Source organism: [Borrelia] finlandensis (assembly GCF_030438365.2).
GTDB lineage: Bacteria > Spirochaetota > Spirochaetia > Borreliales > Borreliaceae > Borreliella > Borreliella finlandensis.
Genome location: NZ_CP124070.1, coordinates 598,443 through 622,476, shown reverse-complemented (window position 1 = coordinate 622,476; position 24,034 = coordinate 598,443). Strand labels below are relative to the sequence as shown.

The window sequence follows — 24,034 nt, the reverse complement described above, 5'->3', positions numbered from 1 at the left end:
TGTTAGCCTCTTTTAACCTTAGTTCCTTCCTTAGTATCAACCAAAACAAAACCTTTTTTGGCAAAAAAGTCTCTAATTTCATCAGCACGCTTAAAATTTTTTTCACATTTAGCTATTCTTCTCTCTTCAATCAAAGCCTTCATATTCTCATCAATAACTACATCATGGTTTTGTAAATTTTTTAAAATTTCTTCTCTCAGATTAAGTGACATAATCTCATCAAAAATAAAAGCTAATCTAAGCTTTGAAACAAAGCTTAAATTTTCAGATTTAATTATCTCCCAAAGCAAAGCCAATCCTTGAGAAACATTTAAATCAAAAGAAATTTTTTCTACAAAAGAGTCATAATATTCTTTTTCTACACTAAAACCAAAATTTTTTAAATCCTTATTAAGTGTATTTAAATCAACTGGATCTAAAGATTCATAAAAATAACTTAGCTTGTTTATCAAATTTTCTCTAGCAATCTTGCTTGCTTGAAGATTATCTAATGAAAATTTTAATTGGTTCCTGTAGTGCGACGTTAAACACAAATATCTAAAATCAAGGGGGGAAAAATTTTGATCTTCCAAATCTTTAACTGTAATAAAATTTCCATGTGACTTTGACATCTTATTATAATCCATAATCAAAAATTCTCCATGAACAAAGACATCACACCATTTCTTATCTAAAAAACACTCTGCTATTGCTATTTCATTTATGTGGTGAACTCCAATATGATCAACTCCTCCCAAATGAATATCAAGAGTATCTTTGAAATACTCCAAATTCATCGCAGAGCACTCCAAATGCCAACTTGGATAACCAAATCCCCAAGGAGAATCCCACTTCATCTCCTGACCTTTAAACTTAGAATTAGTAAACCACAAAACAAAATCGGTTTTATTCCTTTTAAATTTATCAACATCAACTCTGGGCAAAGTCATATCTTTATCAATCAAATCAATGCCGGCCATCTCACCATAGCTTTTAAAACAAGAAGTATCAAAATACACATTACCATTAGAAAAATAAGTATTTTTTTTTTCTTCAAGAATTTTAACAACCTCTATCATTATGGGAATATGTTTACTAGCAATAAGCACTTTGTCGGGATATACAATGTTTAATTTTCTACAATCGTTAAAAAAAGCCTCTGTAAAAAATTCACTAATCTCATAAACTGTAAGGCCCTTCTCTCTTGCGGTCTTAGCAACCTTATCTTCTCCATCATCAAGATCGCCTGTTAAATGCCCAATATCTGTAATATTCATCGCATAATTAACTTTATACCCCAAAAACCTTAAAGTTTTAATTAATAAATCTCCAAAAATATAAGTTCTAAAATTCCCGATGTGAGCATAATTATAAACAGTAGGCCCGCAAGCATACACTTTAACATTTTCAAAATTTGTTAACTCTGAAAAATCCTTTGTTCTAGTATTATATAACTTTAAAATCATACATTTCTCAAAATTGAAAAAATAAAAAATCTAATCTATTATTAAGTACGTATGCCTAAAAGCCTAAATAATTTTCTTAAAAAAATCAATATTAAGCCTCAAACAAAAAATCTAGCTGACTATACAACATATAAAATTGGAAACATTTCGAAATTATTTTTCACCCCTAAAAATATTAAAGAAGCTGAAAATGTTTTTAAAGCAGCAATAGAAGAAAAAATTAAACTATTTATTCTTGGGGGAGGATCGAATATTTTAGTCAATGACGAGAAAGAGATTGATTTTCCAATAATATACACCGGATATCTAAACAAAATAGAAATTCACGAAAATAAAATTGTCGGCGAATGTGGTGCAGATTTTGAAAGTTTATGTAAAATTGCACTTGATAACGGCTTAAGTGGCCTAGAATTTATCTATGGGCTACCCGGAACACTAGGGGGTGCTGTGTGGATGAATGCTAGATGTTTTGGAAATGAAATCTCTGAGATACTAAAAAAAATTACATTTATAGATGATAAAGGAAAAACTATTTGCAAAGAATTTAAAAAAAAAGACTTTAAGTATAAAATATCACCTTTTCAAAATAAAAACTTTTTCATATTAAAAATTGAATTGAATTTAAAAAAAGACAATAAGAAAATTATTGAAGAAAAAATGAATAAAAACAAACAAGCAAGAATAAATAGAGGTCATTATTTATTTCCAAGTGGTGGAAGCACTTTTAAAAACAATAAAGCATTTCTCAAGCCTAGTGGACAAATAATTGAAGAGTGCAAGCTCAAAGGATTAAGCATTGGAGGCGCCACAGTATCTAAATATCATGGAAACTTTATTATCAATATTAACAATGCCACTTCCAAAGACATAAAAGGCTTAATTGAAAAAGTAAAAGCTGAGGTCTACTTGAAAACTGGACTTTTACTTGAAGAAGAGGTTCTTTACATAGGATTCAAATAATCAAAAAAACTAAAAAAGAATATCTTTAATCTCATCATTAATCTTTTGAATCAATTCCTTTGTCTTTAATATCTTATCCTTAGAAGATTTTGCTAAAGATGAATATTCTTGAAGAGAACTTACCGCATCTAAATTCATCTTAGAAACTTTAAACTCTTTTAAATCTTGACTAAAGTTGTTAAACTTGCCACTAACAAAATAATGATTATTAAATATTTCTTTATACATATTCTTAGCATCTCTAATCTTAGTATCGTGAGATAAATACCTTTCTTTAAACTCGCCAATTTCTTTAAAATGCTTAGCAAGAGTAAGATCTACTTTCTCATGTCTTGAAAAATTGTTGTCCACATTATCTTGAATGTCTATGAAATTTTTATAAATTGTATCAATCTCTGAATTGATTACTGCAATAATGCTGTCGACTGTTTTAAGTTCATCTTTAATGGTTTTAGAATATTTTCCAGAATTAATAGCAAGCTTTCTAATCTCCTCAGCAACAACTGCAAAACTTTTGCCTGCATCACCTGCTTTTGCTGCTTCAATTGCTGCATTCATAGCAAGCATATTGGTCTGAGCTGAAATTGAAACTAAAAGCTTATTTACACTTTGCAAACTATTTGTTTGAGACAAAAGATCTGCAAAATTTTTATTCACATTTTCAAAAACAATATTTAAATCAAAAACCTTACTTTTAATATTTTCAATATCAGTAGAATTTATAGTAGCAACCTTATTAAAAATTTCTAAATTTTTATCTATACTATAGAAAAAACTAACACTCTCTTCAAAATTTGAAGAGATTTCTGATATATACTTATTGTGATCATTAATCGGATCAGTAATAGATTCAAAGCCTTTTAAAATATCGACAATTGATTTTTCAAATCTAGAAAAAGTATCTCTTAGTTGCTCGTAAACTAAAATGCTAGAATCTATACTCTCAGTATTTGATATGGCAGTTTCTATTTGTCCCAAATATTCATTCAAATCTTCAGAATAAAATTTTATCTTCTCAAAAGATTCATTACTCTTAGAAGACAGATTATCCAGCTTTGAACTAATATAAGAAATAATAGATGAAGAATACTTAACCACTAAGGGAGACTCAAGACTAAAAGGATCGCTTTTTGATTTTTGATAGTCAACAATTCTGTTAAAATCATTAATTAATGAAAAAACAAAAGTATTGCATAAATAAAAAATAATTGCAAAAGACAATAATAAGAATGCAACAAATATAACCCAATTTGATTTAAACATAATAGGAATGGAATTGACATTTAAAATAAGCCCCTGAGTCAAAAAATCATCGGTTTTTACAAAGTTTAAAGAATAAAAATCTCTTTCATAATTAAAAGTGTACTGAGAACTAGAAGAATCTTTTTTAGCATAAGCTATAACTTTACTCAAAAAATTCTCACTATAAGCTGTAGAAAAAGATTTAGCCTGAAGATTATTAAGATTTAAAAAAATGGGTATGTAATTTCTGTCAAGCATAAAAAAATTATAATTTTTACTACCAAATTTAAAAGAAGAATATAACTGATTTTCAATAATATCTAACGACTCATCAAAGCATATTAAAATCCCTATCACACCCAATGTTGAAACAGAATCTCTAACTGGAAAACTTATTATAGAATAAATTTTCCCATCTATTTGCATATATCTTGAATAATACTTAGAATTTTTTTCTACGGGAACAGAATAAATTGGATCCAATCTAACATCTTTTAAGCCTAAAGATGAAAAATTTGAATTTGATATTAAAACATTTTTCCCTATAGGAATATAAAATATGCCTTCGAGTGAATCTTCTACTAAAGGAATAGTTTTAAAAATTTTATCTATAGAGCTAAATTCCCTTGACCTTAAAAACAAATCGCTATTTTCATCTAAACTATCACCTAATTTTAAACTTGAAGACAAAAGAAAGCTTTTTGAAGAATTCACCAATATCCCAAACCTATAGCTATCTCTTACAAGCTCCTCAAGAAACCTAGAGGATTCCGAATATTTGGCTTTAATAACAGCAGACACACTGTTTAAAAACAACTTAGAATCAAATTTAAAGCGATCCAAATATTCATTTTTATGATTCATATAAGCATAGCCTATGAATAAAAAATTTAAAAAAAGGAATCCAAATAAAACTAGATAAAGAAATCGTTTAGTATTTTTCAGATTAACATCGATTAAATTCTCATCTGTCATAAAAGCTCTCCAAACATAAATATTAGTATGATTAAAATCTTAAAACAAAACTTTCACCTTCATAAATCATATATAAATAATTACTAATAACAATTGGCAAATTAGACTTTTCTTTCTAAATCTTAAAGATTAAATCCTTCAAATATTTGCAAATAATTATTTTATTATTTAGCTACATGCATATATAATTATATAATAAAACATGTAGAATACTAAAAATTTAATGTTTTAAAAATTTTATGAAAAAACAAAATTTTGAGGAGACTTAGTGAAAAGAAAGAAACTTAACTCCAACCTTTTTTATAAATTCAATTTTATAATTCTGGCATATACAATAATAATTATTGCAACAACCTTTTTGCTACTAGATCAAGGCTATAAAAAAATCATAACAAAAGAACTTCAAGACTTTACAAAATTCATTAACCAGGCAATGATTAAAAGCTTTTCTGATGAATCTAAAGAAATAATAAAAGCTTTAAGCATATTAACAACTAGGTACGACTATCAGTCTGCAATCCTAAATAATAAAAGTGAAGAGCACTTAGTATCTGACAAGATTTTAATTACGCTTCCTTCCTTTATTAAAATAATAGAGTATACAAACAAAGATGGATACATAATCGCATCAAGCGAAAAAAAAAGAACCGGACAGTACATAAGTTTAAAAGAATTGCTATTGGGCAAAGCTTTAACTACATTTCAAATTTCAATTCTTCACAACAGTTTAGCAAAGATAAATAACAATTTTTATATTCCAATAGCATATAAAATAACAGATTCAAAAAAATCTAATGTTGGATATATTATTTTATATGCTGACATTTCAGAAAAAATCGCTGAGCTAAAAGAATATCTCTTGCTGCTTTTGGAAAACTCATTGCTAGAACAAAATGCAAGCACCGAAAACTCATCAAAATACTTTAATGTATACATAATAAACAGCAATGGTGATGCATTCGGAGGAAAAGATGAAATTTTAAAGAACATAAAGCATATATTTGGATTTAACCCAAAAACATTAACTGAAATACTAAATGCACTATCTCAAGGAAAAGCAAATTACAATACAAGCAATTCAAATGAAATAATCTCCTTAGCAAGGATCACAACATCCAATTGGTACTTAGGAATAAAAATAGATTATAACAACATATTTTCAAAAGAATTTAAAAACATGAGATTGGTTTCGCTTTCCATTATATTTATCTTGGTAATAATTTTTATATTAATAATGATATCAACTATAAAAACTTTAATAATATCAAAAATAGATAAACTCAATGTTGTCATTCCAAAAGTTAAAAACGGCGACTTAACATTTAAAATCGAATCAAAAGGCAAAGATTCAATAAGCTCAACAATAAATCTTTTTGGTCATTTTATTGAAAATCTAAAAAATGTAATCAATTCACTGCAAGAACGAGTAAAGCTGCTTAAAGAAAATGGAGACCATTTATTTAGCGAGATAAATAAAACACATAATACAATAAAAAATTCAAATCAATACATAGAAAAAACACAAGAAGAAGTAGAAAAGCAGGTAGAATTCATCTCTAATACAACAAATATAATTGAAAGCCTATCAAAAAATATTTCATCTCTTGACAATTCAATTGAAACTCAAGCCGCAAGCGTTGAACAGTCCTCATCGGCTATAGAAGAAATGATAGGAGGAATACAATCAATAACAGAAATAACTCAAAAAGCTGCAAAAAGCACAGAAGAACTAAAAAGGTTCTCTGATGATGGGCGAAAAAAACAAGAAGAAGTTATCACTCAAATCAAAGAGATTTTTAAAAACTCAACAAGATTACAAGAAGCAAACTCTTTAATTTCATCTATAGCAAGTCAAACCAACCTACTCTCAATGAACGCCGCAATTGAAGCATCTCATGCTGGTGAAGCCGGAAAAGGATTTGCAATTGTTGCAGAAGAAATAAAAGACCTGGCAGAACAGGTAACATCACAATCAGAATCTGTTGCCTCATCAATTAACGAAATAATGGATTCAATAACCAAAACCGTAAACACCTCTGAATTAACAAATAAAGCTTTCAACCAAATATTCGATTCAATCAATTTAGTAGTTCAAGTAATAGAAGAAATAAATCATACAATGCAAGAACAATCAATAGGCAGCCAAGAAATTTTAAAGGCTTTAAATACAATGCGGGAAATAACATATGAAGTAAAAATTGGCTCAAATGATATGTTTAGAGGCAACAAAGAAATCATTGACACTATCAAACTATTAGGAGAAATTAATATTACGGTCTCAAACTCAATGAAAGGCTTAAAAGAAGAGATTAATACGCTAGTAGAAGCAATTGAGCGTATTAAAGTTTTAGGAACTACAAACTCAAGTCATATTTCTGGGATTAGCGAAAGTATAAATCAATTTAAAACCAAATAAATTAGATTAAAAGGAAATAATATGCAAAAAAAGACATTTTATAATACTGAAAAATATCTTAAAAGTCATTTAATGTTATTTCCTATTTTTGCTTATACAAAAAACTTTTTAGATGCTAGTATCGCATCTGTTTGGATTTCAATATGCATTATACTTCCTGCCCTAATAATCAATCAAATAGAATTGAAAAAGCAAAAAAGCCATATATTAGGGATATATCTATTAATAATAGGAATTTTTACCAGTCTAACTTACTTATTCATGCTCTACTTAACACCAACTTTATACAAAGAATTTAAATTTTCAATACCCATTTTAATAGCCATAATAATATCATTTCACAAAAACGAACCCTTTAAAATCCTAAAAAACCCATCAATGATAATTAAATATTCTAAAATTCCAATTTTAATTTTCATTGCCCTAAGCTCAACAACCTCACTTATTAGAGAAATATTAAACACGGGCAATTTAAAACTTTTTAACAACGAAATACATATAATAAAGGGACTTGTAAATACAAAAATGTCGACCCATAGCTCAAACATTTTTATTGTAGCGTCTTTAATTTTGCTATTAATCAATATGCTAACAAAAATTAAAGAGAAAAAAATTACTAAAAGTGTTAAAGAGGAAAAAAATTACTAAAAGTGTTAAAGAGGAAAAAAATTACTAAAAGTGTTAAAGAGGAAAAAAATGGATAAAAGTGTTAAAAAAAAGATTAAAGACGAAATTAATGTTATAGTTACCAATCTAGCATTATCAAATAACATAAAGCTAGATAATATCAATATAAATATTCAAAAACCTCCAAAAAGTGATCTGGGAGATATTTCCATATTAATGTTTGAAATTAGTAAAACCTTAAAACTCCCTATTGAAATCATCTCTGAAGAAATAATAAAAAATCTTAAAACTAAATATGAAATTAAAGCTATGGGGCCTTACTTAAACATCAAAATTTCTAGAGAAGAATATATAAATAATACAATACAAATGGTAAATGCTCAAAAAGATACCTATGGAACAAGCAAATATCTAGACAATAAAAAAATAATATTAGAATTTTCATCACCAAATACAAACAAACCACTGCATGTAGGACATCTTAGAAATGACGTAATAGGAGAAAGTCTGTCAAGAATATTAAAGGCTGTGGGTGCAAAAATTACAAAAATAAACTTAATAAATGACCGAGGAGTTCATATCTGCAAATCAATGCTTGCATACAAAAAATTTGGAAATGGCATTACCCCTGAAAAAGCTTTTAAAAAAGGAGATCATTTAATTGGCGATTTTTATGTTAAATACAACAAATACTCACAAGAAAATGAAAATGCTGAAAAAGAAATTCAAGATTTACTTTTACTCTGGGAGCAAAAAGATGCAAGCACAATTGAACTTTGGAAAAAGTTAAATAAATGGGCAATTGAAGGAATAAAAGAAACATACGAAATTACAAACACCTCATTTGATAAAATTTACCTTGAAAGTGAAATTTTTGAAATTGGAAAAAATGTCGTATTAGAAGGGCTTGAAAAAGGATTTTGTTACAAACGAGAAGATGGCGCAATATGCATTGACTTACCCTCAGACTCAGATGAAAACGCAGACACCAAGGTAAAACAAAAAGTACTCATAAGATCAAACGGAACATCTATCTATCTTACCCAAGATTTAGGAAATATAGCAGTTAGAACAAAAGAATTTAATTTTGAAGAAATGATTTATGTAGTTGGAAGCGAACAAATTCAGCACTTCAAAAGCTTATTTTTTGTAGCAGAAAAATTAGGCCTTTCTAAAAACAAGAAACTTATTCATTTGTCACACGGAATGGTTAATCTTGTTGATGGAAAAATGAAATCAAGAGAAGGCAATGTAATTGATGCGGATAACTTAATCTCAAACCTAATAGAATCAATAATGCCCGAAATGACACAAAAAATTGAAAACAAAGAGAGCGCTAAAAAAAATGCTTTAAATATTGCATTGGGAGCAATTCACTATTATCTGCTAAAATCAGCTATACATAAAGACATTGTATTTAATAAAAAAGAAAGCCTGTCTTTTACAGGAAATTCTGGACCATATATCCAATATGTTGGAGCAAGAATTAATAGCATTCTTGAAAAATATAAAGCACTTTCTATTCCTGTAATGGAAAAAATTGATTTTGAACTTTTAAAACATGAAAAAGAGTGGGAAATTATTAAAATTATATCAGAATTAGAAGAAAATATAATCAATGCAGCAAAAGATTTAAACCCTTCAATACTTACAAGCTATTCATACTCGCTTGCAAAGCATTTTAGCACATACTATCAAGAAGTTAAAGTAATAGATACAAACAATATCAATTTAACAGCCGCAAGAATCGAATTTTTAAAAGCCATATTACAAACAATAAAAAATTGCATGTACCTGCTCAATATCCCCTATATGTTAAAAATGTAGACAAGAAAATTTTACAAAATTTTCTTGTCTAATATCCGTTTAAATCTAAATCACTTTTGCTAAAAATTAATTTTATTTTATCTTCATACTTTTTGGATATATAATATCTTTTTAACTTAAGAGTATTGGTAAGCTCTTCTCCAATTGTAAAAGGATCCTGAAGTAAAACAAAGCCCACTATTTTTTCAAAATTTTTAAAACCTAATTTGGTATTAATAGTGTCTGAAATATGCTTAGAATAAAGTTTATTGACGTCCTCATTGGCTAACAAATCATTTCTGGAAGAAAAAGACACTCCACTAGAATTTGCCCATTTTTCAAGATTATCAAAATTAGGCACAATAACAGCCCCCAAAAATTTTTGATCCTGACCAACGATCATAATATTTTCAATAAACAAAGATTTACCCAAAACTCTCTCAAGGGGCTCAGGCTCAATATTTTCCCCCCCCCTCAGAACAATTGTATCCTTGCTTCTACCAACAATTGAAATTTCATTATTAATTGTTAATCTAACTAAGTCCCCAGTGTTAAACCAACCATCTTCTGTTAAAACTTCACTTGTCTTAGCCTTATCCTTAAAGTAGCCGCTCATTATTTGTGGCGACCTGACCCAAAGCTCGCCTTTTTCTCCATAAGGCAAAACTCTCCCATCAATTCCAACTACTTTGTATTCAACATCTGGCAAAATAGGACCGACAGTTTTTGCTACAGGGCCTTTAAGACGCCTAACGCTCAAAATAGGACCCGTTTCAGTAAGGCCGTAACCTTCAAGCACTTTAATTCCTACGGCCTTAAAAAAATAATCAACATAATCAACCAATGCCCCACCACCAGAAACTCCAAATTCAAAATTTTGTCCCAGAGCATTTTTTATTTTTTTAAATACTAAAATATCACCCAATAATTTAATAGGAAAAATTAAAACAATCCCAATAAATAAAAATAATTTTGAAAAAAGCGAAATAAGAAAATTAGTTTTTTTATAAATAGGAGAAAGCCCTAAAAATCTCTCCTTAAGCTTTGCATAAATAATCCCAACTTTTAAAAACCCCCCAAACACAACTTTCTTAATAAAAGATTCTGATACCTTTTTAATAATACCTATTCTTATACCTTCCCAAATTCTGGGTACAGAAATAATCATTTGAGGATTTAAAAGCAAAAAGTCTTTTAACAAAACAGGACCTATGGGCTTTGAATATGCAATTGCTATGCCCTTTAAAGCAACTATATATTCACAAGCCCGCTCAAAAGAATGCCAAAGAGGAAGAATAGAAATCATTATCTTGCCGGGTTTAAGTGTTGGAAGATAATCATAAAGTCTATCTAATTGAAAAATAAAAGATTCATGCCTCAGCATTACTCCCTTTGGCATGCCTGTTGTACCAGAAGTATATATTATAGTTGCAATGTCTTTTGAAGAACCTTTTTCAATCTCCATATCAAATGATTTTGGATTAGCTCTTAAATACTCAGTTCCAAGTTCTAGTAATTTTTTATAAGAAAATACAATAATATTTCCTATTTTTTCTTCATAAGATTTATCATCATCAATAACAACAATACGTCTTACCAATCTAAGATCATGCTTTTTGGATAAAACCTTGTGAAGTTGCTTATTGTTTTCAACAAAAATAAAAGTAGATTCAGAATGGTTAATAATATAAGTTAATTCATCCTCAGAAGAATCATTTCCCCTAGGAACATCAACGCAGCCTAACCCCAAAGTAGCAACGTCGATTATTATCCATTCTCTTCTAGAATCAGAAATAATTACAACCTTTTCTCCCCTTTTAATGCCACAATGCAAAAGCCCAGAAGCCACTCTTTTTGTCTCATTCCAAAAATCAGCGTATATTTGCTTCTTAAAACTTTTTGATTCCCCTTCCTTATATATAAAAATATCAAGCTCACTATAAAGAGCCACCACATCTTTAAAACGCTTAGGCACAGTATCACTCATAAATCCCCCTCAAAACAATTTAAAATTAATTCAAAAAAAGCAACAAGCTGCTAACAATAATATTATAAAAACTATGTATAAAAATCACATAATATACATTTTTATACCTTAAATAAGTAAAAGCAAAAAATATCCCTAATATAAATGTAACCAAAAATCCCAAAATTCCATAATATAAATGCCCATAAGCAAAAAACATACTACTAAGAATGGCGGTAGCTACAACAGGAAATCCCATTTGTGTAAACTTGGTAATAACAAAAGCCCTGTAAAAAAGCTCTTCAAAAGCTCCTGTAAAAAAAGAGGTAAAAGTCATTAACAAAAATGCCTTTTTACTGCTAATCTTCCAATTAAATCCAGCATTGTTTTGAAAATAATAGACAAGTACCGATTCTGGCAACAAATATTCAAGCAAAAAAGCTAGAAAAAAAATGACTATCATTGCAATCAATATTGTTTTAATAAAAATTAAAACAGAATCCCAAAGAAAAATAAATTTAAATTTAGGAATAAAAAATTCTACTCTAAAATCATCATAAGAACTGGTAAGTTTAAAAAAATAAATTATAAAAATAATTAAAAAAGATCTTGAAATCCAAAAATAAAAATGATTTTCATCAACATTCCAAAATTCTGAATTAACATTTACAAAAGGAGATGACAAATAAACAATGGTATAGACCAAAAAAAGATCGAGCAAAGCCCGCTTGAATGGATATTTATTTTTTAACAATTGCATAAAGTATTATAATTAAATAATTATTAATTGTCAACGAATGATTATTGATTGATTAACCAAAACAAATTAAAATTCAGAATATAATTATTTCTAAATAAAAATAAGAATATTATAAATGATTTTAATATTTGTCCTTATTTCACTTAATTTATTAATTCAATATTATTTGAAACTCAATTTAATTTATTTTAATACAATGCTAGCATTATTTTTTATTATAAAAAACAACAAACACTTAGCACTTAGTTTTATTTTTTGCACAATATTGCTATTAAGTTTTCAAGCGAGATTAAATTTTAAAACATTAAAAAAAAATATTTATCAAATAACAAACATTAAAAATTTTAAAAAAGATTCAAAAACCATTGTAGAAGTAATTGACAATAAATCAAATATATACAAATATAGCTTCAAAAATATTGAAAATATTTACAAAATAGGAGATATCATTAAAATTGAAAATCAAAAAATAAAACTTATTAAAAGGCCCTTTTTTGCCAAGCTTAGAGAAAAATATACAAACACCTTAAACAACTTTTTCACTACACTAAATCCCAGCTATTCCCATTTTTCAAAAGCAATAATTTTGAATATCAAATCAGAAATAACAAAATATGAAAAAACATTATTTCAAAATGCGGGGATTGCCCACATTTTGACAGTATCTGGACTGCATTTTTATCTAATAAGTTTAATAAGTTACTATTTGCTTTTAATAATCACAAATGAAAAATTAAAATACTTAATATTAAGCATAATTTTATTAAATTATTTAATATTAACTGGATTTGCGCCCTCAACGGTAAGAGCATTTCTAATGACAGAATCTCTTATAATATACAAACTAATTTACGGCAAAATTAATTTAATAAGCTGCACATCTATTAGCTTTATAATAAATGCTCTTGCATTCCCCGAAACGCTAAATTCAATAGGATTTCAGCTCTCCTATCTTGCAACAATAGGAATATCAGCATCGGTTCATCTAAAAAATAGATACGGTCTTAACAGGCTAGCATCATCAATGCTTACAACATTTTTTATTCAAATATTCACCTCGCCAGTAATTTATGTTAATAACTTTGATCTAGCACCAATCTCAATACTGTCAAATTTAATAGTTATTCCATTAATATCAATTTTCTTAGCAATAACAATATTAAGCTTAATAACTTACTTTTCAAGTTTAAATTTATTTTTTCCCCTTGACCTTATAAATGCCTACATATTTCAAGCAATAAAAATTACAGCAGCATTTTTTAGCAAATTCTTTATAGTCAAGCACCATCAAATACCTATATTTTTAATATTAAGTATTTTTCTTATAACTTACATTATTTATAATAACGAAACTAAAAAAAATTAAAATAATTTTAAAATATCTGCCATTATTAAGAATAATATGATACTATCTCTTTTATCTATGAATATCAACTATAACAGTATAACTAGCATAAAACAAACATTAAAAGAAAGAAAAATCGCTCCAAGAAAATTGTGGGGACAAAACTATCTAATCAATGAGAGCATAAGGCAAAAAATAATAGAAAGCTTGGATATAAAAGAAAATGAAAAAATCTGGGAAATTGGCCCAGGCCTTGGCGCAATGACTGAGATTTTATTAAAAAAAACTAATCTTTTAACCGCATTTGAAATTGACCTAAAATATTCAGAAATATTAAATGAAAAATTTGGAAAATTAAAAAACTTTAAATTGATAAAAGGGGATTTTTTAAAAAAATACAAAAACGAAAATCAAAACATTGATAAAATATTTTCAAATTTGCCATACAATATTGCATCAAAAGTAATATCTAAATTAATTGAAGAAAGCTTTTTAAAAGAAATGGTATTCACAGTACAAAAAGAATTAGCCGACAGAATAACTGCAAAAATAAATAGCAAAAACTATTCTTCATTTACAGTCTTAGTAAAATCACACTTCAAGGTAATTAAAATATTAGACATAGGAGAAAACAATTTTTATCCTGCACCTAAAGTTAAGTCCACAACACTAAAATTAGTTCCTAAAAAAAACAACATAAAAAACTTCAAAGAATTCAACAAATTGGTTAGAACTGTATTTTTAAGCAGAAGAAAGAAATTAAAAAACACTATTATTAATTTCATTGCCAATAAAGCTACTCTGAGAGAAAATTTTCTAAAAGAATATTTAGACAAAAGACCTGAAAACATTTCTGTTGAAGAATTTATACAAATTTCCAACACTTTAAATGCTTATCATTAAAGCACTTGCAAATACAATTTCGTCAACAGAACAGCCCCTTGAAAGATCGCTAATGGGCTTGGAAAAACCTTGCAAAAAGGGACCGTAGGCCTTGGCAAAAGCAAATCTCTCTACTAATTTATAACCAATATTCCCCGCATCTAAATTGGGAAATATTAAAACATTAGCAGAACCTGCTACTAAAGATTCTCTACATTTTTTCTCTGCAACATCTTTTATTATGGCTGAATCAAGCTGAAGCTCACCATCAATAAGTAAATCACACTCTTTATTCCTAACAATATTTAAAGCATTTTTTACTTTTTCAGTTTCTTTAGCACTAGAAGACCCTTTTGTTGAAAAACTTAAAAGAGCAACCTTGGGCTTTGCATTTAAAATATCTTTAAAGGATTTAGCACTTTGCAATGCAATTTCTGCAAGCTCTAAAAAATTGGGATTGACCACTACAGAACAATCTGCAAAAAATAAGATTCCATTATGTCCAAAACAACAATCAACATTACGAGCAATACTTAAAGTATCCATAATCATAAAAGATGATACAATCTTAACACCTTCCAACTTGGGGATTATTCTTAAAGCATTAGACAAAACCTTAGCAGAAGTTGAAATCGCCCCGCAAACACAAGATTTGGCATAACCAAATCTTACCATAAGCATAGCAAAAGTAATTTCATCTAAAACTTGAGTCTTTAAACTTTGCTTTGTAGCTCCTTTTAGCTTTTGCAAACTCCAATATTCATCCAAATACATTTCAATATCTGGAAAAAAACCAGGATCAACAACTTCTATTCTTTCTAAAATATCATTACAATTAGAAAATTCTTTTAAAGAATTAATGACAGTATCTTTTTTACCTATCAAAATAATTGAATCTGCAAGATTTTTTTGCAAAACAATAACAGCTGCCTTTAAAACTCTAGAATCACTACTTTCGGGAAAAACTATATTGGCCTTAAGCTTATTCTCTTTTACGAATATCTTTGCCTTCTTAAAAACATAATCTTTTAAACAAAACACCTTATAAAAATATAATACAGATTGATAAATGCATAAAAAAAGATTTTTTATTTAAAAATGTCTTTTTTTTATGCATAATTTTCAATTATAAAAATTAAATATTTATTAAAGCACTCTTAAAATTTCTTGTACAACTTTGGCTGAATTAAAAGCAGCTAATTTAGAAAATTTACTATATTCAGCTTCATTCCCTTCTTTATTTACAATATCAGATATTGACCTAATAACTATAAAAGGTACATTAAACATATGAGAAACATGCCCTATTGCTGCGCCTTCCATTTCAACAGCTATTACATCCTTAAAGTTTCCTATAATTTTGTTAATATAAGCTGGGTCAATAAACTGATCTCCTGAAACTATTAATCCTGAATATGCATTAGAGCCCCCAACCTTTAATTTAACAGCCTCTGTGGCTTTCTTAATTAAATTTTTATTGGCACTAAATTTTTGAGGCAATCCTTTAAACTCCCCCACCTTATATCCAAATTTAGTCAAATCAACATCATGATATGCAACCTCTGAAGACACCACCACATCTCCCACTTTAATATCTTTGTATTTAGCACTAACAACACCGCCAGCAACTCCAGAATTAATTACATGACTTATATTGTATTTTGATAAAATATAACTAGTCCACACACCAGCATTAACCTTGCCAACCCCACTAATAATAACCATAACATCCCGATTGGACATCTTTCCCTTTAAAATCTTTTTATTAAGACCATACTCCTTAAGTACTATTTCTTCCTTATTAGACACAAGCTTATTTATCTGCTCAAACTCAGAGTCTATAGCAGTTATTATTAAAACATTGACATTTTTAGAAAAAGCAACATAACTGTTTGAAAAAACTAATAAAAAAATAAAAAACCTTATTAAACAATTATTCATAAAATCACGCTCCTTATAGCAAAAGAATATTTATATCATTTTTTACAAAAAAACCAAAACTGAATTGCTTTTGAAAGATTTTTTGTAAAAGATATTGAAAAAAAATATCCTATCCATATTACAATATTAATAGCATAAAAAAAGGGGAAACTGAATGAAAAAAATGAATCTAGTTACAGCTGCTCTACCCTATGTTAATAACATACCTCATCTTGGGAATTTAGTTCAAGTACTATCAGCTGATGCTTTTGCAAGATATTCGAAAATGTCGGGAATTGAAACTCTTTACGTCTGTGGAACAGATGAATATGGAACAGCTACAGAAACCAAAGCCTTAATTGAAAATACTACCCCTTTAGAACTTTGCAATAAATATTATGAAATACATAAATCAATTTACAAATGGTTCAATATTGAATTTGACATCTTCGGTCGCACAACCAACAAGCACCATCAAGACATTGTACAAAATTTTTTCCTACAATTAGAAAAAAACGGCTATATAAAAGAGCGTGAAACTGAACAGTTTTATTGCAATAAAGATTCAATGTTCTTAGCTGATAGATATGTAATAGGAGAATGCCCAGAATGCCAAAGCATGGCTAAAGGAGATCAGTGCGACAACTGTTCTAAGCTTCTAAATCCAACAGACCTAATAAATCCAAAATGCATAATTTGTAAAAACAAGCCTATTTTGAAAAAAACCAATCATCTTTATTTAGATCTTCCCAAAATAAAAACAAAACTTGAAAAATGGATAAAAAATCCAGATACTAGCAAAAATTGGAATACCAATGCCCTTAAAATGACAAAAGCTTTTTTAAGAGATGGCCTTAAAGAAAGAGCAATTACAAGAGACCTTAAATGGGGAATTCCTGTGCCTAAAAAGGGTTTTGAAAATAAAGTATTTTATGTGTGGTTTGATGCTCCAATAGGATACATTTCAATTACCAAAAACATTATCAAAAATTGGGAATCTTGGTGGAAAAACAATGATCAAGTAAATCTTGTACAATTTATTGGGAAAGACAATATATTGTTTCATACAATTATATTCCCTTGCATAGAAATTGGAAGTGAAGAAAATTGGACAATATTAAATCAACTCTCATCAAGCGAATACTTAAATTACGAAAATCTTAAATTTTCAAAATCAGAAGGAACAGGAATTTTTGGAAACAATGCTATTACCACAGGAATCCCCTCTGATATTTGGCGATTTTATATTTATTATAACAGGCCTGAAAAATCTGATTTTCAATTTATGTGGCAAGATCTCATGGAAAGAGTAAATACAGAGCTTATTGATAATTTTTCAAACCTTGTAAACAGAGTATTAACATTTCAAAGAAAATTCTTTGGAGATGTAATAGAAACAATAGAAATTCAAAATAAATTTTGGAAACAAATAACACCAAAATATAACAAAATACTAAATCTTTTTAAAAAGACAGAACTAAAATCTGCGCTCAAAGAAATACTTAAAATTTCCTCCCTTGGAAATAAAATATTTCAAGATAACGAACCATGGAAAAGAAAAAATAACTCTCCACAAGAAACAAAAGAACTAATCTCAAACTTAATATACCTAATCAGAGACTTATCTATTTTAATGATGCCATTCATTCCCGAAACAAGTAAAAAGATACAACAATTCTTTGGCAACAGTTATCAATTTTCAACCAAAATTCTTGGAACTAAATCGGGAATTAAAAAAATTGAATTCACAGAAATATTATTCAATAAACTAGAGCAAAAAAAAATTAATAATTTAAAGCTAAAATATTCAGGAGAGAAAAACATGAAAGAAAACGAACAAGCAGAAAACTTACCTATAGCAAAAGAGCAACCGGAAAACTTGTTTAGAGAGAAAGTGCTCTTAAGGGTTGTAAAAATAAATAAAATAGAAAGAAATCTCGAGGCTAAAAACTTATTTATATTAAAACTAGATGACGGAACTAACAAGGACAAACAAATAGTAAGCAACCTTGAAGGATATTACACAGAAGAAGAGCTTTTGGGAAAACATATAATAATAGTGGATAATTTAAAGCCTGCAAAGTTTAGGGGAATAAAATCTGAAGGAATGCTAATAGCTGTTGAGGACAAAAATAAAAATTTTAAAGTTATAATTGTAGAAGATTCAATCCAAAATCCTATTGCTGGAGAGAGAATAATACTTGAAAACGATCAGAATAAAGATCTTGCCTGTCCACCTAAAATTGACATAAATAAATTTTTAAAAGCCAATATAATAGCAGAAAACGGAGAGCTTAAAATAAACGGAATAAATTTAATATTAGAAAATTCTAAGAACAAAATTTTATCTAAAGATATTCCAAACGGAACAGTTTGCTAAGAGCTATTAATGACTATTAAAAAAATAAAAACAAAAGAAATGGAAGAAAATTATCTTCAAAGCGAACTGTGGGCATTGATAAAAACAACAAAAAACAGTAATTGGAAAGCCATAGCATTTGATAGCGATGTTCTTGGCAAAATTGTTGTAATGCAAAGAAGACTATTTAAAAATTTTTACTTAGCATACATTCCACATCCAGAATTCTCAAACAAAATTCTTGAAAACATTAATATTGATAAAATCAGTAAAAGTATTAAAGAATTTAGCATAAAAATAAAACCCTACTTACATAAAAATACAATTTTTTTAAGATTCGATTTAATGTATTACCACCAAAGAACACTGAATGACAAATACTCTCCATTAAAAACTAAAATCAAATATCTAAAAAAATCCTTTGATGACATACAACCCGCAAACACAACAATATTAAACTTAAATAATTCTCTTGAGAATATTTTGCTTAACATGAAAAAAAAAACAAGATACAACATAAAGCTCAGCACAAAAAAAAATCTAAATATAATAATAGATGATAAATTTAAACATTTAAGTGAATTTTACAAGCTATACAAAGAAACTAGCAAAAGAGATAAATTTACTATTCACTCAGAAGAATATATACAAAACCTAATTCAAATATTCAAACAAGATAAAAATGCTCAAATAAAATTGATAATTGCATTTTACAACAACATAATTATTTCTGGCATAATAGTGGGAATTTACAAAGAAAAAGCAGTCTATCTTTATGGGGCTTCAAGCAAGGAATATAGAAATTTAATGCCCAATTACGCTGTACAATTTAAAGCAATAGAAATGTTAAAAAAATTAGAAATAAAAGAATATGATTTATTAGGAATTCCCCCAATTGCAAATAAAAACCACCCCTTATATGGTCTTTTTGGTTTTAAAACAGGATTTGGAGGAAATATTATTCACAGAATTGGTTGTTATGATTTTACTTACAAAAATTTTATTTATAAAATTTATGCAAATCTTGAAAAACTTAGATACTTCTATTACAAAGTAATAAGGAAAAAAATTTAACCAAGATTATTAACTAAATTTTTAAATTGCAAACCTCTATCAAACTCATTATTAAAAAGCTCAAAAGAAGCACTAGCAGGAGAAAATAACACAATGTCACCCGGACTTGAAATCTTGAAAGCATAATTTACTGCATCTCTTAAAGAATCAAATAGAAAATATTGTATGCTACTTTTTTCTAAAATCTTAATAATTTTTACAGTTGCACTACCTCTTATTAAAATCCAAGTTCTCACAATATCTGCAATCTTGCTAAAACTTAAAAACTCAAGTTCTTTATCGGTTCCCCCAACAATTAAGTTGATACGGTTATCCTTTGTTTTTAAACTTTTAACAGATAAAACAGTAGATTCAGGAATAGTTGAAGCTGTATCATTATAAAACATTACATTTTGAACTGATTTAACAAGCTCTAATCTGTGCTCAATACCTTTAAAATTATTTAAAATCTGACCCGTATGATTGAGGTCTATGTTTAAATAATACGAAACAAAAAAAGTAATAACTTTAGGAATTATAAAAACAGCTCGTGAATTAGAAAAACTTCCAATCAAGTTGTCATTAAAATATACTTTGCCTTCATTGCAATAAAAAATATCTTGATCAAAATCACAAGGATTAAATTCGGAAAATAAAATAACTCTGACTTTTGATTTAAATTTTGAAAAATATTTGTAATAAGCCTGATCTTGAATAATCACAATTCCTGAAGTTTGATTTACAAAAATTTTTGACTTATCAATAATATAGTCATCAAAATTTAAATAATAGTTTTGGTGATCGTTGTAAACATTCGTAATAATACTAATAATAGGATTAAAATTCTCTAAAGATTGCAACTGCCAAGAAGAGAGCTCTAAAATCAAAGGAGATTTTCCATCAAGTTGATCAAAAAAACTTAAAGGAGATACACCAATATTACCCCCAAGCTTTACCCCCGGATATTTTTCTTTCAAAGCTTGATACAAAAGAGACACAAGAGTAGATTTTCCTTTAGTGCCTGTTACTGCAATTATAGGGTTCTTGTTAAACATTAAAAATAAGCTAATATCTGTCTCAACTCGTTTTGCAAACTTTAAATATTTATTATTGGGTTTCACACTGGGATTTTTTACAACAATGTCAGCATTTTTAAAATCGTTTACATTGTGTTTGCCTAAAACATATCTAATTTGATCCTCAAAATCTCTTAAAGCATCAATACTTAAAGCTAATTCCGTCTCACTTTTAAGATCAGTAATTACTAATTTTGCCCCACGCTTTAATAAAAATCTAGAAAGAGCTACTCCTCCTCCATTAAGGCCTAAACCCATGATTAAAAAATTTAAATTTTTAATTTCGTCTAAAAGCACAATAAAATTATATCAAACCTGTCAACTGTTTAAACGGATTTAATCCACCTTTCACTATAAAAATAAGGAAGTGAAACAACAAGTTTGATTGCATCCTCAAGAGATGGAATAAAAACAATAATTTCAAAAGGCAAATTTGTATAATTCGCTAAAACAAAAGCAATAGGAATAGTATAAACAAAAGTTACAGAGCCTTCCATAATAGCGCCAAAACTTGGAGATGCTCCTGCACGAAAAAATCCAAAAAGATACTGAAAAGCAAGAGCCATGAAAAAGGCAGAAACAGAAGAATACCTTAAAATAATTCCTATAAGGTGAGAATACTTTAATGTATAAAAAATATAAGGAGCAAAAAATGAAAATATAAACAATACAAAAGATGTTAAAAAAGCAAGCTTAAGGCCAATTTTACTCAAATATATTGCAACTTTCATGATTTCTTTTTTACTATTATGCATTTCATAGCCCATCATAATATTTAAAGAAATACAAAAGGAATGAATTATATTAAAGATAATAAAATAAGTAGAAAAAGATATGCTGTAAGCAGCATATTTATGAGTATCAATTCCTATAAAAATCGATGTCAATACAAGATAGCCAAAAAACCAAGCAAACTCATTTAAAAGAATTGGAATAAAAAATTTAATTAGCTGAGCAAACGGCTTAATATTAATATTCAAATCATCTAACTTAAAGTGCAAAATTGAATTTTTGTTAAAAGCTGTACAAACAAGATAAACAATAAGCTCTAAAGTACGAATAACTGTTGTTGCAATAGCAGCTCCAACTACTCCCATATGAAAAACAAAAATAAAAATATAATTAAATACAAAATTCAAAAGCACTGAAAAAACAGAAATGTAAACTTGAAATTTAACAATTTCAACAACCTTAAGAGCATTAGCAATAAGTCCTTTTATGATTGCAAATACGAAAGAAAAAATAGCTATATTTAAGTAAGCTGCTCCATAGTAAACCGCCCGCTCATCATTAGAAATCAATCTAAGTAAAAAAAAAGGATTCACTATGGAAATCAAAATAAACGGAAAAGAAAATAAAATAATGGTTAATATGCTAATAAAAAACGTATTTCTAAAGCTCTTAAAATCACCCTGATTGTATTGTCTTGTAGCAATTATATTGTAAGCTCCTGCCATGGAAAACCCAATAGTAACAAACAGTTCAAAAAATTTATTTGCAAGAGAAACTCCTGCAACAGGATAGTCACCAAGATACGCAACCATAGCATTATCTGTAAGAGAAATAAAATTAAATAAAAAAAACTCAATAGCAGTTGGAATCGCAATTTTTAAAAGATCTTTATAAATTTTATCCTTTTTCGATACACCCAATGAATACATAAATTTCTCCAAATAAAAAAATTAAGATTTTTGTAAAGACAAATACCGAAACCTATAATAAAACAAAAGGAATTGCTTTAAAATTAGCACAACTAGAATGAATTCTAGATTCACTAAGATTATTAAAATTTTTATTAACACTAAATATATCACGCTACCCCATACTTAAGCAAGTTCTTCATACTCAATCTCTCGTATCCAATCATCGTGAAAAAATTCAATTATAATAAATATATTTTTAATAATCTCTTCCAGATTTACAATAAAAACAACTATTGGTAAACTTAAATTTGTATAAAACACCAATAAATAAGCAACTGGAAGCGTATAAAAAACAATTACTCCCGATTCAATAAAAAAACAAACATTTGGTATACCGCTAGCCCTAAAAACTCCAACAAGAACTTGTGCCGTAAAAGCTTTAAAAACTACAATACTTGCAAAAACATAAATAAACACGCTAACAAGTTCGGGAGAATCTAATTTACTAAAAATATAAGGTGCAAAGCTCGATATTCCAATAAGCAAAATAACTACAAAAATGCCCAAAAGAAATCCTAAAAAAGATAAAAAAAATCCAACCGACCTGACATGTTTCTTATCGTAAATCATTAAATGCCCAATAACAACCCCTGTTGCAAGTCCCATACCATGAAGCAATACAAAACAAATATCAAAAAGATTTGATGCAACAGCAAATGAAGCGTATTCAATGCTCCCAACACGAGCATAAAATGCATGTAAAATAGTTATACTTAAAACCCAAAAAATCTCGTGAGACAAAACAGGTATAATCAGTTTCAAATTAGCCCTAGTAACTACCTTTGGAGCAAAAAAATCGCCAAACTTAATCCGATAATATGAATTACTGTTTATCAAACTATATAAAAAATAGAAAACAAACTCAACAATTCTAGCAAGCACAGTAGCATATGCGGCACCTTTTATTCCCATGCTAAAGCCAAAAATAAGAATGTAATTAAAAACAATATTTATTAAAACAACAATAGAAGTAACATATAAAGGTATTTTTACTTCTTTAGCACTCTTAAATCCCATAGCCGATAAAAAAGAATATGCCATTAGCACATAAGACAATGAAATAATTTTTAAATACTCTGATCCAAAATTTAAAGAATCCTGATTAGCTGTAAATAGCTTTATAATGTTTCTTGGAAAAAGAAATGAAAATATGAAAAAAATTATTCCTATTGCAGTTCCAATTAATAATATATAAGCAAAAGATTGTCTTACTTGAAGAAACTTCTTTTTTGCAATTGCTTGGGAAGCGTAAGCGCTTAAAGCCGTACCAAGCCCAAACACAATAATAAAAAAAAGAAAAGTTACTCTATTTGCCAAAGAAACTCCCGTAACGTGAAAAGAGCCTAAATAGGAAATCATAAAATTATCAAAAAAAGTTACCATTTGAAATAACAGCGATTCAAAAGCTGTAGGAATAGCTATAACAAATAGCTCTTTTATTATCTGATCATAATTTTTAAACTTTTTGATCATATTCCTTATATACAATCTCCTTTATT

At 27.9% G+C, this 24,034-nt stretch carries 17 protein-coding genes; 8 read left to right on the top strand and 9 right to left on the bottom strand.

All coding sequences use genetic code 11. The annotated features are described in order from the left end of the window. Positions 1-2: 2 nt before the first annotated feature. Positions 3-1,445 carry a cysteine--tRNA ligase gene (locus QIA19_RS03540; protein ID WP_301365864.1) on the bottom strand — a complete coding sequence of 481 codons (1,443 nt, stop codon included), beginning with the start codon at positions 1,443-1,445 and terminating at the stop codon, positions 3-5. Positions 1,446-1,496: 51 nt separating this feature from the next. Here QIA19_RS03540 and murB point away from each other — a divergent pair, with 51 nt between their 5' ends. Beyond that, the gene (gene murB / locus QIA19_RS03535; protein WP_301365862.1) at positions 1,497-2,405 is read left to right on the top strand and encodes a UDP-N-acetylmuramate dehydrogenase; all 909 of its coding nucleotides are present in this window, start codon (positions 1,497-1,499) and stop codon (positions 2,403-2,405) included. A gap of 9 nt (positions 2,406-2,414) precedes the next feature. On the opposite strand, the gene QIA19_RS03530 is transcribed toward murB, so the two are convergent. Beyond that, positions 2,415-4,622, bottom strand: coding sequence for a methyl-accepting chemotaxis protein (locus QIA19_RS03530; protein WP_301365859.1), 2,208 nt, complete (start codon positions 4,620-4,622; stop codon positions 2,415-2,417). 268 nt (positions 4,623-4,890) lie between these two features. Here QIA19_RS03530 and QIA19_RS03525 point away from each other — a divergent pair, with 268 nt between their 5' ends. From QIA19_RS03525 to argS, 3 genes are read left to right on the top strand one after another with little or no spacing between them, the layout of a single operon-like run. Then, positions 4,891-7,038, top strand: coding sequence for a methyl-accepting chemotaxis protein (locus QIA19_RS03525; protein ID WP_008882811.1), 2,148 nt, complete (start codon positions 4,891-4,893; stop codon positions 7,036-7,038). A 21-nt stretch (positions 7,039-7,059) separates the two neighbouring features. Beyond that, the gene (locus QIA19_RS03520; RefSeq protein WP_301365856.1) at positions 7,060-7,686 is read left to right on the top strand and encodes a hypothetical protein; all 627 of its coding nucleotides are present in this window, start codon (positions 7,060-7,062) and stop codon (positions 7,684-7,686) included. A 48-nt stretch (positions 7,687-7,734) separates the two neighbouring features. Then, positions 7,735-9,492 carry an arginine--tRNA ligase gene (argS, locus tag QIA19_RS03515; protein ID WP_301365854.1) on the top strand — a complete coding sequence of 586 codons (1,758 nt, stop codon included), beginning with the start codon at positions 7,735-7,737 and terminating at the stop codon, positions 9,490-9,492. A gap of 28 nt (positions 9,493-9,520) precedes the next feature. Here the strand turns inward: argS and QIA19_RS03510 are convergent, their stop codons facing one another. Further along, the gene (locus tag QIA19_RS03510) at positions 9,521-11,458 is read right to left on the bottom strand and encodes a long-chain fatty acid--CoA ligase (RefSeq protein ID WP_301365852.1); all 1,938 of its coding nucleotides are present in this window, start codon (positions 11,456-11,458) and stop codon (positions 9,521-9,523) included. Positions 11,459-11,483: 25 nt separating this feature from the next. Next, positions 11,484-12,197: a CPBP family intramembrane glutamic endopeptidase gene (locus tag QIA19_RS03505; protein ID WP_301365850.1), complete on the bottom strand. Its 714-nt coding sequence runs from the start codon at positions 12,195-12,197 to the stop codon at positions 11,484-11,486. A 115-nt stretch (positions 12,198-12,312) separates the two neighbouring features. Here QIA19_RS03505 and QIA19_RS03500 point away from each other — a divergent pair, with 115 nt between their 5' ends. Both QIA19_RS03500 and rsmA read left to right on the top strand, forming a co-directional pair. Then, entirely contained in the window at positions 12,313-13,563 is a 1,251-nt protein-coding gene (locus QIA19_RS03500; protein WP_301365848.1) for a ComEC/Rec2 family competence protein, read from the top strand. Positions 13,564-13,599: 36 nt separating this feature from the next. Then, on the top strand, positions 13,600-14,445 hold the full coding sequence (gene rsmA, locus QIA19_RS03495) for a 16S rRNA (adenine(1518)-N(6)/adenine(1519)-N(6))-dimethyltransferase RsmA (RefSeq protein WP_301365846.1): 846 nt from the start codon (positions 13,600-13,602) through the stop codon (positions 14,443-14,445). On the opposite strand, the gene pta is transcribed toward rsmA, so the two are convergent. After that, positions 14,428-15,465 carry a phosphate acetyltransferase gene (gene pta, locus QIA19_RS03490; RefSeq protein WP_301365844.1) on the bottom strand — a complete coding sequence of 346 codons (1,038 nt, stop codon included), beginning with the start codon at positions 15,463-15,465 and terminating at the stop codon, positions 14,428-14,430. The genes rsmA and pta overlap by 18 nt on opposite strands. A 105-nt stretch (positions 15,466-15,570) precedes the next feature. Continuing rightward, positions 15,571-16,365, bottom strand: coding sequence for a 5'-methylthioadenosine/adenosylhomocysteine nucleosidase (locus tag QIA19_RS03485; protein WP_301365842.1), 795 nt, complete (start codon positions 16,363-16,365; stop codon positions 15,571-15,573). 154 nt (positions 16,366-16,519) lie between these two features. Here QIA19_RS03485 and metG point away from each other — a divergent pair, with 154 nt between their 5' ends. Next, positions 16,520-18,724: a methionine--tRNA ligase gene (gene metG, locus QIA19_RS03480; RefSeq protein WP_301365840.1), complete on the top strand. Its 2,205-nt coding sequence runs from the start codon at positions 16,520-16,522 to the stop codon at positions 18,722-18,724. Positions 18,725-18,733: 9 nt separating this feature from the next. Continuing rightward, positions 18,734-19,777, top strand: a complete 1,044-nt coding sequence (locus QIA19_RS03475; RefSeq protein ID WP_301365838.1) for a lipid II:glycine glycyltransferase FemX — start codon at positions 18,734-18,736, stop codon at positions 19,775-19,777. Here the strand turns inward: QIA19_RS03475 and murD are convergent. From murD to QIA19_RS03460, 3 genes are all read right to left on the bottom strand, one after another. Next, entirely contained in the window at positions 19,774-21,129 is a 1,356-nt protein-coding gene (gene murD, locus QIA19_RS03470) for a UDP-N-acetylmuramoyl-L-alanine--D-glutamate ligase (RefSeq protein WP_301365835.1), read from the bottom strand. The two genes, QIA19_RS03475 and murD, sit on opposite strands and share 4 nt — an antisense overlap. Before the next feature lie 29 nt (positions 21,130-21,158). Beyond that, the gene (locus QIA19_RS03465; RefSeq protein ID WP_301365833.1) at positions 21,159-22,493 is read right to left on the bottom strand and encodes an MATE family efflux transporter; all 1,335 of its coding nucleotides are present in this window, start codon (positions 22,491-22,493) and stop codon (positions 21,159-21,161) included. Between the two features lie 165 nt (positions 22,494-22,658). After that, the gene (locus QIA19_RS03460; protein ID WP_301365831.1) at positions 22,659-24,008 is read right to left on the bottom strand and encodes an MATE family efflux transporter; all 1,350 of its coding nucleotides are present in this window, start codon (positions 24,006-24,008) and stop codon (positions 22,659-22,661) included. Between the last annotated feature and the right edge of the window lie 26 nt (positions 24,009-24,034).